The following is an 11,683-nucleotide window of genomic DNA, read 5'->3' as shown; positions in this document are numbered from 1 at the left end:
AAAGGAAGGCAGAAAGACAAGCTGGCGTCTCCGACAGGAATCGAACCTGTATCTAGGACTTAGGAGGTCCTTGTTCTATCCGTTGAACTACGGAGACACGCTGCGGGCGGAATTGTATCGCTTTTCAGGGGCGACCCTGCAACGCAAGGCGGATTATGAATTGGGCCCCACGACTCACGTGCGCAATGTAGCTCGCGTCCGCGTCCGGCCAGGTGGCTAACCTGTTCGGACGGGCCGCCTTGCGAGCTTTGTCTTGAAGTCCTGACGTGTGTCGCAGATGACGTGGATATAGACGATCTTCCCTACCACCTCATAGATGACGCGGTTCTTCGCAGCGATGATTTCGAGGAAATGCGTGGCAGGCAGTTCGAGAGGGGCGTGGCCGACCTGCGGAAACTGCTCGAGGTTAAGGATTGCTTTCTTTATCTTGGCATAAGAAGCCTGCCAAACCGCCTGAGAAAAGTGCTTTCTAATGTAGCGGCGAATTTCATGCAAATCGTCTACAGCGGACTGAAGAAAAACAACCTGGTGGCTCATTCCGAACCTTCTTTGTCCATTGCCTCAATCTGAGCGAAAACATTGGCAGCTGGAACGACCCGGCCCTCTTCAATCTCGCGGCGTCCGCGGGCCAACAGTTGCAGTAGCGCAATCGTTTGTTCTTGCTCTTCGTAGCTCAGAACATCCATCACCACGAGTTTTGCCTCCCCGTTTTGAGTGATGAGCATCGGTTCTCGATTCTCAGAAATCTCCTTGACGATCTCTGCCGCATGGCTTTTCAGGTAGCTGATGGGCTTGACTTGGGTTGAGTATTTCATGGCTGTCCTCGGATCCAATGAGACTGATTCTAGACTGAATTTAGTCTTCTAAAGACGGCTATTACCGACGTTCAGCCAAATGAGGGTTATTCCGGGCTACGCTCACGCGCGTTCAGCCGTTAGCTTCTCACCTCACGCCTGTGACAAATTGCATCCATGACACATGCGTCACTATTATTTTTTTATGACAAGATCGCGAATCGCCTTGCGCGCCTCTTGATGTACTGTTTAAATTCATCGCGTAAGCCCCTAATTCATCGGGACTTTTCCTGAACCGACGATACGCCGGCTTGCGAAACACTTCTTCACAGACTGATAAGCCTGCTCAACCATGGCATTTTCCTGGACACGTGCAATTGCGAACGCGGTAGCGCCCATGGCGCTGGCGATGTGCGCGCTCCTGCCCCCCGCCGCGCAAGCCGCGAAAAATTCCGACCCTTGCAAGACCAACGCCAAATCGGCGGCTTGCAAGGCGCAACAAGCCAAGAAGGCCCCCGCCCCGAAGGCGGCTTCGGGCAAGGGTTCCTCCGGCAAGCAAGCCGCTGCCAAAGCCTCCCCCAGCGCCAAGAAGGCGCCTCCCAAATCTTCATCAAGCGCCAAGAAAGCCCCGCCCAAGTCGTCGTCCACCGCCAAGAAGTCGCCGCCCAAGGGTGGCAAGCAAGTGGCCGCCAAGGGCACGCCGCCCAAGAAGGGCGCCGCCGGCAAGAGTGGCAAGCCCAACAAACCGAACCGCGCGCAACGCGCCGCGGCATTGGCGGCATCCGCCGCCATGCCGCCCGCCGCTTCGTCGGTGCGCGCTGAAGCCGCCGCGCTGCGCTCCAGCACGGCGTATGTGCAAGACCTGGAAACATCCACCGTTCTGTTCGCCAAGAACGAAAACGTGGTGCGACCCATCGCTTCCATCTCGAAGCTGATGACGGCCGTCGTGGTGGTGGACGCCAACTTGCCGATGGATGAAATGCTTGAGATCACCGACGATGACATCGACGGCCTCAAGCACACCACGTCACGATTGCGCGTGGGCACCAAGCTGTCACGCGGCGACATGCTGCACCTGGCCTTGATGTCGTCTGAGAACCGCGCCGCCAACGCGCTGGGCCGCCACTACCCGGGCGGCCTGCCCGCTTTCGTGGCTGCCATGAACGCCAAGGCGCAATCGTTGGGCATGACCAGCACACACTTTATCGAGCCTACCGGTTTGTCCAGCGACAACGTGTCGTCGCCACATGATCTGGCCCGCCTGCTGCGCGCGGCCTCGCAACGCCCGCTGATCCATCGCTACTCGACCGACACCGAGTACGACGTTGAAATCAACAACCGCACGCAAACCTTCCGCAATACGAACCTGCTGGTGCGCAAGCCCGACTGGGACATCAAGGTGTCCAAGACCGGCTACATCAACGAGGCCGGCGAGTGCCTGGTGATGCTGGCGCGCATCAATGGCCGCGACCTGGCCATCGTGCTGCTGGATTCGCAAGGCAAGCTGTCGCGCATTGGCGATGCGGTGCGCATCCGTCGCATCGTACAAAACGAAGTGGCGCTGGCGTCCATTCAGCCCGGGGGCTGAACACTGACGGCGGGGGCACCCATAGCGGGCGGCCCCACATCGCGCAACAATGCATAAGGCCCGATCTGATCGGGCCTTATTTTTTTGACCAGCCTAGGCGGCGACGCGCCGTTTGGCGCGCAGCGGTTCCGCGTCGTACATCGATGCCGGCAGTCCTTCCAGCACCGCTTGCGGGTTCAGCGACCGGATCGGCACCGAAGCATCGTGAGGAATGCGCCCATCGGCCTGCAGCAACTGATAGCGCAGGCAGCACACGCGCAGGAACGACGTGAAATTGGCGGCCTCGCCGCGATATTCGATCAGCTCGTCGTACAGCCGTTCGATCAATTGCGTGACGCGCATGCCGTCACGCCCGGCAATTTCTTCCAGCACCTGCCAGAACAACTGCTCCAGCCGCAAGCTGGTCGCCACGCCATGCAGGCGCAGCGAACGGGTTTCGGGCGCGTAGGACTGCTCGCTCGCGCGGATGAAGATTTCACACATATAAGCTCCCGGACCAGGGGCCAGGCGCACCTGCCGGGCACGCCTCGCGAAGGGCCACTTTACGACGTTTGCCGCGGCGCTCGCAACACGCCAGGCGGCTTACGTCCCTGACATCCCGTAGCGTCAACACGCTGCCGTCACGTCACCCGTCCCCCACCCTTTCCATCCGGTCCCGATTGATAAAAATCATGGTGTCGACGACGCAAGCGGTCGAGCATAGGGAAACTGACCTGACTTCGGAGCAGACGATGGACAAGACAATGAAAGCCGCCGTTGCGCGCGCATTTGGCGAACCCCTGGTGATTGAAGAAGTGGCCGTGCCGCGCCCGGGGCCGGGCGAACTGCTGGTCAAGATAGAAGCCTGCGGCGTCTGCCATACCGACCTGCACGCCGTCCAGGGCGACTGGCCCGTCAAACCCAAGCCGCCCTTCATTCCGGGCCACGAAGGCGTGGGCCACGTGGTGGCGGTGGGCGCCGGCGTGACCCATGTGAAGGAAGGCGACCGCGTGGGCATTCCCTGGCTGTATTCCGCCTGCGGCCACTGCGAACACTGCCTGGGCGGCTGGGAAACGCTGTGTGAACAGCAGCAGAACGCAGGCTATTCCGTCAACGGCGGTTTCGCCGAATACGCGCTGGCTGCCGCCGACTACGTGGGGCTGTTGCCCAAGAACGTGGGCTTTGTCGACATCGCCCCCGTGCTGTGCGCGGGCGTCACCGTGTACAAGGGCCTGAAGATGACGGACACGCGGCCCGGCAACTGGGTCGTCATCTCCGGCATCGGCGGGCTGGGCCACATGGCGGTGCAATACGCCCGCGCCATGGGCCTGAACGTGGCCGCGGTGGACATCGACGACACCAAGCTGGAGCTGGCCCGCCGCCTGGGCGCCGAGGTCACCGTCAACGCCAGGACCACCGACCCCGCCGCTTACCTGAAGCGCGAAATCGGTGGCGCGCATGGCGCGCTGATCACGGCCGTATCGCCCAAGGCGTTTGAGCAGGCGATGGGCATGGTGCGGCGCGGCGGCACCGTGGCGCTGAACGGTTTGCCGCCGGGCGACTTCCCGCTGTCGATCTTCGACATGGTGTTGAACGGCGTCACCGTGCGCGGCTCTATCGTGGGCTCCAGGCTGGACCTGCAAGAGTCCTTGCAATTTGCCGAAGCCGGCAAGGTGCGCGCCACGGTGTCCACGGATCGGCTGGAAAACATCAACAGCGTGTTCGACCGCATGAAGCAGGGCCAGATCGAAGGCCGGGTCGTGCTGGACTTTGCCTGATTCCACCCAGCACGACCCCACGCATCAGGGCGTGATCTTCGTGCCCAGCACCGCCAGGAATTGCGACAGCCATGCCGGGTGCGCGGGCCAGGCCGGCGCCGTCACCAGGTTGCCATCGGTATAGGCTTGATCGATGCCGATCTCGGCATAGGTGCCGCCCGCCAACCGCACCTCGGGCGCGCACGCGGGGTACGCCGAGCAGGTGCGCCCTTTCAGGATGCCGGCCGCCGCCAGCAGTTGCGCGCCGTGGCACACCGCTGCAATGGGTTTGCCGGCCTGATCGAAGTAACGGACGATATCCAGCACTTTTTCGTTCAGCCGCAAGTATTCCGGCGCGCGGCCGCCGGGTATCACCAAGCCGTCGTAGGACGCGGGCTCGACGCGATCGAAGTCGAAGTTCAACGCAAAGTTGTGACCACGCTTTTCACTGTAGGTCTGCGCGCCTTCGAAATCGTGGATGGCGGTGGCAATGGTGTCGCCGGCCTTCTTGTCCGGGCAGACCGCGTGCACCGTGTGCCCCACGGCCAGCAAGGTCTGGTACGGCACCATGGTTTCGTAGTCTTCGGCGTAATCGCCGACCAGCATCAACAGTCTCTTGCTCATGAATGTCTCCTTGGGATGAGGGGCGGCCGGTTCAGCACCCGGCATGGGCTTCCGGTTCTTGATGTTCTGGGAGACATTGTGCGCGCGTCCGACGGGCGGGGGGTGGTAATGGGATACCACACGGGGATACCACATGGGGGACACTACAGCAGGCCGGCTCAGCGCGGCAATGATGCGCCGCCGCAGATCGCGATGTCCTGGCCGGTAATGGCGGCCGCTTGGGGCGACAGCAGGAATTCGACCAGCGCGGCCACTTCCTCGGGTTGGATCAATCTGCCTATCGGCGGCATCCGTGGCGCGCTGGCGGCCCGCGCGGGGTCCTGCAACATGCCTGTCTGCGTGGCGGCCGGCGACACCACGTTCACGGTGACGCCCTGTGGCGCCAGTTCCGCCGCCCAACTGCGCGCCAGCGCCACCAGCGCGGCCTTGGACGCCGCGTACTGGCTGCGGCCGGGCATGCCCTGGGCAGTCCGGCTACCCACCAGCACCACGCGGCCGCCACCACGTTCGGCCATCTCCGGCGCCAACATCTGGGCCAGCCTGACGGCAACGTCCACGTGCAGCTTCCACATGCGTTCGCCGTCGGCGGGGTCCAACTGCGCCAAGGGTCCCACCCGCATGATGCCCGCGGCATGCACCAACGCCCTGGCGTGCTTGCAGCCCACCAACGCCTGCCGGGTAGCGGCCTCATCGCACAGGTCAACGGTGATGTGGCGATAGGCCGCATGCCGCGCCACGGCCGGCCCGATGTCCAGGCCCGCCACCTGCCAGCCCGCGTCCAGCAGGCGCTGCACAATGGCCAGGCCGATGCCGCCCGTGGCGCCGGTCACCACAGCCAGCGCGCCCGCCGGATTATTCGACATGGATGTTTCCTTCGTCGATGATCTTGCGCGAGCGTGCCATGTCGTCTTTCTGGAAGCGTGCGAACGCCGTGGTCGACCCCGGCGTCAACGTCACGCCCAGTTGTTCGTACTTGGCCGTCATGCCCGAAGACAAGGCCTTGTTGACCTCGGCGTTCAGCTTCTCGACGATGGGCCCCGGCGTGCCTGCCGGCGCCCACAACCCGTACCAACTGTAGAACTGATAGCCGGGCAACACTTCGCTGACGGTCGGCACGTCGGGCAGGTTGGGCAGGCGCGCGTCGGACGTCACGGCCAGGATCTTCAGCATGCCGCTTTTGTAGTACGACACGGCGCCCAGGACTGGGTCGATGAAGCCATCAATGCGCCCGCCCACCAGATCCTGCAAGGCGGGCGACGTGCCGCGATACGGGATGACCATGTAGTCCAGGCCACCCTGGCGTTTCAAGAGCTCGGTGGCCAGGTGACCCGCGGACCCGATGGAGCCCACGGCAAAGGTGAGCTGGCCCGGGTTCTTCTTGGCGTAGGCCAGCAAGCCGGCCAGGTCGGTCACGGGCAGTTCCTTCTTCACCGAGACCGACAGCGGCGCCTTGCCCGCCATGGCCACCGGCACGAAATTCTTGTCGACGTCGAAGGGCACCGCCTTCATGGTCATGGGCGCAGTCGTGAAGGTCGACGCATTGAACAGCAAGGTGTAGCCATCGGCCGGTGATTTGGCCACGACGTCGGCGCCGATGATGCCGTTGCCGCCCGAACGGTTTTCCACGATGAAGCTTTGGCCAGTCTGTTCGCTGAGCTTCTGCGCCAGGTCGCGGCCCAGCATGTCCAGCGTGCCACCCGGCGGAAACGGGATCACGAACCGGATCTGCCGTGACGGGTAGGTGTCTTGCGCATGCGCCATGCCGCCCCCAATAGCCAGGCACAACGCGACCATGGCGCGCAACGCGATTCTCTTTTGCATGATGTGTCTCCTCTTGTTTATTTTGCTTGCGGCATCGTGCAGGGGGTTGGCGCCACGCCACCCCGCCGCATCCGTGCCGCTACAGACGCGAGTGCTTCAGCGAGCCAGCAAGCCCGCGCCGGTCAACGCCGTGCGCAGCGCCTGCATGTCGGCGTCGTTGGGCGCCTCGGTAGGCGGGCGCACGGTCGCGCTTTCCAGCACGCCCGCCAGGTACATGCCGGCCTTCATGCGGGCATGGGCTTCGCCAGTGGGTTCGCCGCCGCCGTAGACGGCGTCTTTCAGCGGCGTGATCAAGGCCTGCACCTGCTGCGCGCGCTTCAGGTCGCCTGCCTTGACGGCGTCCCACAGGTCGATGATCAGTTGCGGGATGAACGTGGCGAAGCCGACCAGCGCGCCGTCCACGCCCTGCACCATCGACGCCAGCAGATATTCGTCGTGGCAGGTCAGGATGGCCTTGGACGCATCGGCCTCACGCAGCGCCTGGATGTCGCGCGCATATTTGTTCATGTCGCGCTGGCCCACCTTGAACGCCTGCACGTAGGGCAAGCGGGCCAGGTCGCCCATCAGCTTGGACGAGTAGGACGCCCGCGTCCACGCCGGGTATACGTGGCACACCAGGTCAAGGTCAGGCGCGGCCTCGTGGATGGCCTGGAAATATTCAAGCGCATGGCCGGGTGTGAAGCCAAAGCGCAGCCAGTGGTGCGGCGGCATGACGTCCAGCGCGGCGGCGCCCGCTTCGCGCGCGGCGCGGGCATGTTCCTGCGCCTCGGCAATGCCTTCGCAAACAATCGACGAAATCACGGGCAGCTTGCCGCGCAGTTCGTCCGCCACGATGCGGGTCACTTGCGCACGTTCGGATGGGGTCAGCGAAAACACTTCGCCCGTATGGCCGTTGGTCATGACGGCGACGACGCCATCGTGTCCCGCCAGCCACGAGGCCAGGCGGCGCAGCGCGGGTTCGTCGATACGATGATCGTCGGTAAAGGGGCAGGAAATCGCCGGGATGATGCCGCGGTAATTCGAGATGGAAGCCATCGTTGTCTCCGTATCTTATGGGTAGGGAATGGCAGGTATGATTGCGGCACCCCCATGGGGTCGTCCAATACTCGAAACGCATAGAATTATGTTTGCCGCGGCGCACACCTGACATGGGACCTGGAAACCGACCCCTGGACATGAATTGGCTTGAGGACTTTTGTTCCCTGGCCGAGACAGGCAGTTTTTCGCGCGCGGCGGAAGCCCGCGCCATCGCGCAACCGGCGTTCAGCCGACACATCCGCGCGCTGGAAGAATGGGTGGGCGCGGACCTCTTTGACCGCAGCACACACCCCACCGAACTGACCGCCGCAGGCCGAAAATTCCTGCCGCTGCTCAAGCAGGCCATGGCCGACCTTGAAGCCGCCCGCATCAAGGCGCTGGCCGCCCACGCCCAGGAAGGCGCCAGCTTGCGTTTTGCGGCCACCCATCTGCTGTCGTTGACGTTCTTCCCCCAATGGCTGACCCGGCTGGAAGCGGCGCTGGAAGTCGGCGCGATCCAGATGATGTCCGACAGTTTCCAGGCCTGCGAAGACCTGATGGCGCAGCGGCGCGTGCAGTTCCTGCTGTGCCACCGCCATCCGCAAGTGGCCAGCCGACTGGATGAAGTGCCCTACCCCAAGGTGCATCTGGGTACGGACATGCTGGTGCCGGTCTGCGCCCCCGCTGCCGATGGCCTTGCCGACACGCCGGCGCACCGCCTCGACGACGACGGCGTGGTGCCCTTTCTTGCCTATGGGCCGGCCTCCGGCCTGGGCCGCATCGTCAGCCACCAATTGCGGCACAAGTCGATGCCAGTTGAACGCATCCAGACCACTTTCGTAGGGCCCCACGCCACGTTGCTGCGATCCATGGCGATACAAGGCCGAGGCATCGCCTGGCTACCCGACATGCTGGTGCACGATGACCTGCAACAGGGCAGCCTGGTTCGGGCAGGCGGGAAGGAATGGGACATCCCGCTGGACATCTGCCTGTTTCGCCAACCTAGCGACATGGCTGCCGTGGCCGAGAATTTATGGGCCTTGGTGGTTGCGGGAAACCCTCCGCCGCGGGAATAACCCGGGCCGCCCCGGCATTACGCCATTGCCCTGTTTCCGGCGCTTGCCGCAGAAAACCGTTTAGATTACGATCGACATCATAATGAATCCCGCGTGATGGATTTCGACGTCGCGCGGGCTTGGTGTTGACCGCGGCCACCCGGGCGCGCGGCCTTTTATCTGGCCACAGGCTACGCAACCATGCAGGCATTTTTTATCGAGCGCTACAAAGACGTCGGCAAGCTTGGCCAATTACCCGAGCCCTCTGTCGGCGACAACGATGTCTTGGTGCAGGTGCATGCCGCCAGCGTCAACGCGCTGGACGCCAAGATCCGCAAAGGTGAATTCAAACTCATCCTTCCCTATCGTTTCCCCCTGGTGCTCGGCAACGACCTGGCGGGAGTCGTCGTGCGGGTCGGCAGAAACGTGCGCCAATTCAAGCCGGGCGACGAAGTGTATGGGCGACCACCGGACAATCGCATTGGCAGTTTCGCCGAGTTGATCGCCGTAAATGAAGACGCGCTGGCCCTCAAACCCCGCAACCTGGACATGGAACAGGCGGCCTCGCTGCCCTTGGTGGCGCTGACCGCCTGGCAGGTGCTGGTTGAAACCGCGCAGGTGAAGCCGGGGCAAAAGGTGTTGATACACGCTGGGTCCGGTGGTGTCGGAACGATCGCGATCCAGCTTGCCAAGCACCTGGGCGCTTTTGTCGCAACAACGACCAGCACTCGCAACGTCGATTGGGTTAAGGGCTTGGGCGCCGATCTCGTCATCGACTACCGCACACAAGCGTTCGAATCGACGCTGCGCGACTACGGCGTGGTCCTCAATAGCTTGGGGCCTGACGTACTGGATAAATCGTTTCAGGTGCTCAAAGCCGGATCCGGAGCACGACTGATTTCCATCTCTGGTCCACCCACGCCCGCCTTCGCCGAACAACAAGGGCTGTCTTGGGGATTGAAGCAGGCGTTACGGCTTCTTAGCTGGCGCGTACGCCGGAAAGCGGCCAAGCTCGGCGTCGACTATGACTTCGTATTCATGCGCGCACACGGAGAACAGCTACGGCGGATCACCGGGCTGGTCGAATCCGGCGCCATCCGACCCGTGATCGATCGCGTTTTTCCATTGGATGCCGCGCAAGAGGCCTTGGCCTATGTCGAAAGCGGCAGAGCCCGGGGCAAGGTGGTGATCAAGGTCGGGGCAACGTCGCCCCTATAACAACAACTGGATAGCCGGCAGACTGGCTTCCGCGTTCAGCAGCACGACCTTTTTCATGCGTAGCCTGAACGCGCCGGGCGCGCCTTCAACCGTGTGATACGCCGTAGCCGCCAACATGCGTTGCGTGTCTCCTTGCGTCTCCACGTACAGGAAGGGTGTGCGCGTGTGGTGCAGGGTCGAGCCAGGCTCGCCATCCATGAGCTGCGGCGCCTGCAGGATGCGCAGCCCGCGCACCGCCGGGTGCAAGGAATGCGCGCGGGGATTGCCATAGCGCTGCATGCGCAGGCGCAGCAACAACAGGTCTTCGTAAAGCAAGGACGGCGACTCGTCCCCCAAGGGCTGGTCCGGCGACAGGGGCATCCAATACAAGCCGTCTTCCGCATACAAGGACAACCATTCGTCGTAACGCCGCGTGTCCAGCAGCATGGCTTCGTGGTACACGAACGCGCTCAGCGCGGCGCGCAGCGTCGTGGTATCCGTGGACATTTGCTGGCTAGTCACGCAGCGTCTCCCATCAGGTTCAGCCAGCCGCGATGTTGATTGCGGATGACCCACTCGTTATTGCCGCTTTCCATTGAACTGGCGCCGGCCTGCAATTCGCTCTCTTGATAGCCGCGGTGCAGGCTCAGCCATTCATTACCGTCACAGGCCAGGCCACGTTGCTGGCTTTCGAACAGATGCACGTCGTCATGGGCAACCACCGACATGGGCGAAAACACCAGCCGCGCGTACGACGCCGCGCGTTGCCGCAGACGGGCGGGCGCGTTCTTGGGCGCGAAAGCCCAGGTTTCGATCAGGGTCTCGTTGACCGCCAGCGGACGCAGCACGCGCAGGATCATGGGCGACGCCTTGGCTGCCAGGCTGGGATAAAGCACGGTGTTCTGCGGGGAAAACGCCAGGATCTGTTGCGCGCCCTCTTTGCCATGGCGCGCTTCCAGCTCCGCTTGATAGTCGGGCAGCGGGGCGTAGCCGGTGTGAATGCTGAACTTCGTGCCCAGGATGCTGTGCCCGTGCGGCAGCACCCGTGCGCCCATTTCGGAATAGAAGCTGTAGCCCGCGCCAAAAGGCAGCAATTGCTCCATGGCCAACACGGTGTCGCCGCCTTCGGGCAGCGCTTCTGCCACGTGCTTCGCGGCACTGGCGGCCGATTCATGCGTGGAGATGGGATGCACGGTGTCGTTGACGTTTTCCAGATAGAGCTTCCAGTTGCAGCCGATGCGGTTGCGCAAGGGCGCACCCAGCACGGACAGTTCGCCGTCCGGCGCGCGCGCCACCATGTTGTCGAGCGTGGCAAGGGCTTCCCCGAAATAGGACGCGAAGTCCGGGCCGTCGTGGCTGATCCGCGCGAACACAAAGCCCTTGTAGTTCACGCAGGCGCCGGGCGACGCCAGGCCCTTGCCGGACGGGCAGGCGGACAGGTTCGTGCCCTCGTAGTCGTTCTTCAAGGGAATGGACAGCAGGCTGCCATCCAGCCGGTAGGTCCAGGCGTGATACGGGCAGCGCAAGACCTTGCCGCAATTCCCCGCGTGCTCGTGCACCAACTGGCTGCCCTTGTGCGCACACCGGTTCATCAGCACCGTCACCTCGTTCGCACTGGCGCGCAGCATGATCATCGACTGTCCGGCGATGTGGGTGGTGGTGTAGTCACCCACGGCGGGCGTCTGGCTTTCGTGGCCCACGTACACCCAGGCGCGCGTCCACAGCCGGGCTTGCTCGGCGCGGTACACATCGGGATCGATATACAAGTCCCGGTGTACCTGGTCCGGTCCGACCAGATGCCCGAACCCCTGGTGGAAAGAACCGTCCTTGAAAGAACCGTCCGTCATAGCG

General features: G+C 63.2%; 13 protein-coding genes and 1 tRNA gene. 4 read left to right on the top strand and 10 right to left on the bottom strand.

Going from position 1 to position 11,683, the window contains the following annotated elements; translation table 11 throughout:
• Positions 1-22: 22 nt before the first annotated feature.
• The 3 genes from CVS48_RS13675 to CVS48_RS13665 all read right to left on the bottom strand — a co-directional run bounded on the left by CVS48_RS13675 (position 23) and on the right by CVS48_RS13665 (position 815).
• Positions 23-97 (bottom strand) — tRNA-Arg (locus tag CVS48_RS13675).
• Positions 98-216: 119 nt separating this feature from the next.
• On the bottom strand, positions 217-537 hold the full coding sequence (locus CVS48_RS13670) for a type II toxin-antitoxin system RelE/ParE family toxin (protein ID WP_100854927.1): 321 nt from the start codon (positions 535-537) through the stop codon (positions 217-219).
• Positions 534-815, bottom strand: coding sequence for a type II toxin-antitoxin system Phd/YefM family antitoxin (locus tag CVS48_RS13665; protein WP_100854926.1), 282 nt, complete (start codon positions 813-815; stop codon positions 534-536). The genes CVS48_RS13670 and CVS48_RS13665 overlap by 4 nt, the downstream gene beginning before the upstream one ends.
• 331 nt (positions 816-1,146) lie before the next feature.
• Between CVS48_RS13665 and pbpG the strand changes: the two genes are divergently transcribed.
• Complete coding sequence (gene pbpG / locus CVS48_RS29600) at positions 1,147-2,382, top strand: D-alanyl-D-alanine endopeptidase (protein ID WP_167400995.1); 1,236 nt, start codon at positions 1,147-1,149, stop codon at positions 2,380-2,382.
• Positions 2,383-2,475: 93 nt separating this feature from the next.
• On the opposite strand, the gene CVS48_RS13650 is transcribed toward pbpG, so the two are convergent.
• On the bottom strand, positions 2,476-2,865 hold the full coding sequence (locus CVS48_RS13650) for a ribbon-helix-helix domain-containing protein (protein WP_100854924.1): 390 nt from the start codon (positions 2,863-2,865) through the stop codon (positions 2,476-2,478).
• A gap of 248 nt (positions 2,866-3,113) precedes the next feature.
• Between CVS48_RS13650 and adhP the strand changes: the two genes are divergently transcribed.
• Entirely contained in the window at positions 3,114-4,139 is a 1,026-nt protein-coding gene (gene adhP / locus CVS48_RS13645) for an alcohol dehydrogenase AdhP (RefSeq protein ID WP_100854923.1), read from the top strand.
• 24 nt (positions 4,140-4,163) lie between these two features.
• Here adhP and CVS48_RS13640 read toward each other — a convergent pair whose 3' ends face one another.
• From CVS48_RS13640 to CVS48_RS13625, 4 genes are all read right to left on the bottom strand, one after another.
• The gene (locus tag CVS48_RS13640; RefSeq protein WP_100854922.1) at positions 4,164-4,742 is read right to left on the bottom strand and encodes a DJ-1/PfpI family protein; all 579 of its coding nucleotides are present in this window, start codon (positions 4,740-4,742) and stop codon (positions 4,164-4,166) included.
• A gap of 158 nt (positions 4,743-4,900) precedes the next feature.
• The gene (locus CVS48_RS13635) at positions 4,901-5,605 is read right to left on the bottom strand and encodes an SDR family NAD(P)-dependent oxidoreductase (RefSeq protein ID WP_100854921.1); all 705 of its coding nucleotides are present in this window, start codon (positions 5,603-5,605) and stop codon (positions 4,901-4,903) included.
• Entirely contained in the window at positions 5,595-6,563 is a 969-nt protein-coding gene (locus CVS48_RS13630) for a Bug family tripartite tricarboxylate transporter substrate binding protein (protein WP_100854920.1), read from the bottom strand. Before CVS48_RS13630 ends, CVS48_RS13635 begins: the two co-directional genes overlap by 11 nt.
• A gap of 96 nt (positions 6,564-6,659) precedes the next feature.
• Entirely contained in the window at positions 6,660-7,598 is a 939-nt protein-coding gene (locus tag CVS48_RS13625; RefSeq protein WP_100854919.1) for a dihydrodipicolinate synthase family protein, read from the bottom strand.
• Positions 7,599-7,738: 140 nt separating this feature from the next.
• Between CVS48_RS13625 and CVS48_RS13620 the strand changes: the two genes are divergently transcribed.
• Positions 7,739-8,656, top strand: coding sequence for a LysR family transcriptional regulator (locus tag CVS48_RS13620; RefSeq protein ID WP_242001286.1), 918 nt, complete (start codon positions 7,739-7,741; stop codon positions 8,654-8,656).
• 180 nt (positions 8,657-8,836) lie between these two features.
• Complete coding sequence (locus CVS48_RS13615; protein WP_100854917.1) at positions 8,837-9,853, top strand: NADP-dependent oxidoreductase; 1,017 nt, start codon at positions 8,837-8,839, stop codon at positions 9,851-9,853.
• On the opposite strand, the gene CVS48_RS13610 is transcribed toward CVS48_RS13615, so the two are convergent.
• Together CVS48_RS13610 and CVS48_RS13605 are read right to left on the bottom strand one after the other, a co-directional pair.
• Positions 9,848-10,354, bottom strand: a complete 507-nt coding sequence (locus CVS48_RS13610; RefSeq protein WP_242001287.1) for an aromatic-ring-hydroxylating dioxygenase subunit beta — start codon at positions 10,352-10,354, stop codon at positions 9,848-9,850. The genes CVS48_RS13615 and CVS48_RS13610 overlap by 6 nt on opposite strands.
• The gene (locus CVS48_RS13605) at positions 10,351-11,679 is read right to left on the bottom strand and encodes an aromatic ring-hydroxylating dioxygenase subunit alpha (RefSeq protein WP_100854915.1); all 1,329 of its coding nucleotides are present in this window, start codon (positions 11,677-11,679) and stop codon (positions 10,351-10,353) included. The genes CVS48_RS13610 and CVS48_RS13605 overlap by 4 nt, the downstream gene beginning before the upstream one ends.
• Positions 11,680-11,683 lie beyond the last annotated feature (4 nt).

The sequence above is a fragment of the Achromobacter spanius genome (assembly GCF_002812705.1).
In the GTDB taxonomy this organism is placed as follows: domain Bacteria; phylum Pseudomonadota; class Gammaproteobacteria; order Burkholderiales; family Burkholderiaceae_B; genus Achromobacter; species Achromobacter spanius.
The sequence above is the reverse complement of the archived record's forward strand: the minus strand, read 5'-3'. Positions and strand labels throughout refer to the sequence as shown.

Bases quoted from the DNA above. Each gene is read 5' to 3' on its own strand.
- adhP (WP_100854923.1), top strand. From the start codon at position 3,114: ATGGACAAGACAATGAAAGCCGCCGTTGCGCGCGCATTTGGCGAACCC.
- CVS48_RS13670 (WP_100854927.1), bottom strand. From the start codon at position 537: ATGAGCCACCAGGTTGTTTTTCTTCAGTCCGCTGTAGACGATTTGCAT.
- CVS48_RS13625 (WP_100854919.1), bottom strand. From the start codon at position 7,598: ATGGCTTCCATCTCGAATTACCGCGGCATCATCCCGGCGATTTCCTGC.
- CVS48_RS13635 (WP_100854921.1), bottom strand. From the start codon at position 5,605: ATGTCGAATAATCCGGCGGGCGCGCTGGCTGTGGTGACCGGCGCCACG.
- CVS48_RS13605 (WP_100854915.1), bottom strand. From the start codon at position 11,679: ATGACGGACGGTTCTTTCAAGGACGGTTCTTTCCACCAGGGGTTCGGG.
- CVS48_RS13640 (WP_100854922.1), bottom strand. From the start codon at position 4,742: ATGAGCAAGAGACTGTTGATGCTGGTCGGCGATTACGCCGAAGACTAC.
- CVS48_RS13615 (WP_100854917.1), top strand. From the start codon at position 8,837: ATGCAGGCATTTTTTATCGAGCGCTACAAAGACGTCGGCAAGCTTGGC.
- CVS48_RS13630 (WP_100854920.1), bottom strand. From the start codon at position 6,563: ATGCAAAAGAGAATCGCGTTGCGCGCCATGGTCGCGTTGTGCCTGGCT.
- CVS48_RS13665 (WP_100854926.1), bottom strand. From the start codon at position 815: ATGAAATACTCAACCCAAGTCAAGCCCATCAGCTACCTGAAAAGCCAT.
- CVS48_RS13620 (WP_242001286.1), top strand. From the start codon at position 7,739: ATGAATTGGCTTGAGGACTTTTGTTCCCTGGCCGAGACAGGCAGTTTT.
- pbpG (WP_167400995.1), top strand. From the start codon at position 1,147: ATGGCATTTTCCTGGACACGTGCAATTGCGAACGCGGTAGCGCCCATG.
- CVS48_RS13650 (WP_100854924.1), bottom strand. From the start codon at position 2,865: ATGTGTGAAATCTTCATCCGCGCGAGCGAGCAGTCCTACGCGCCCGAA.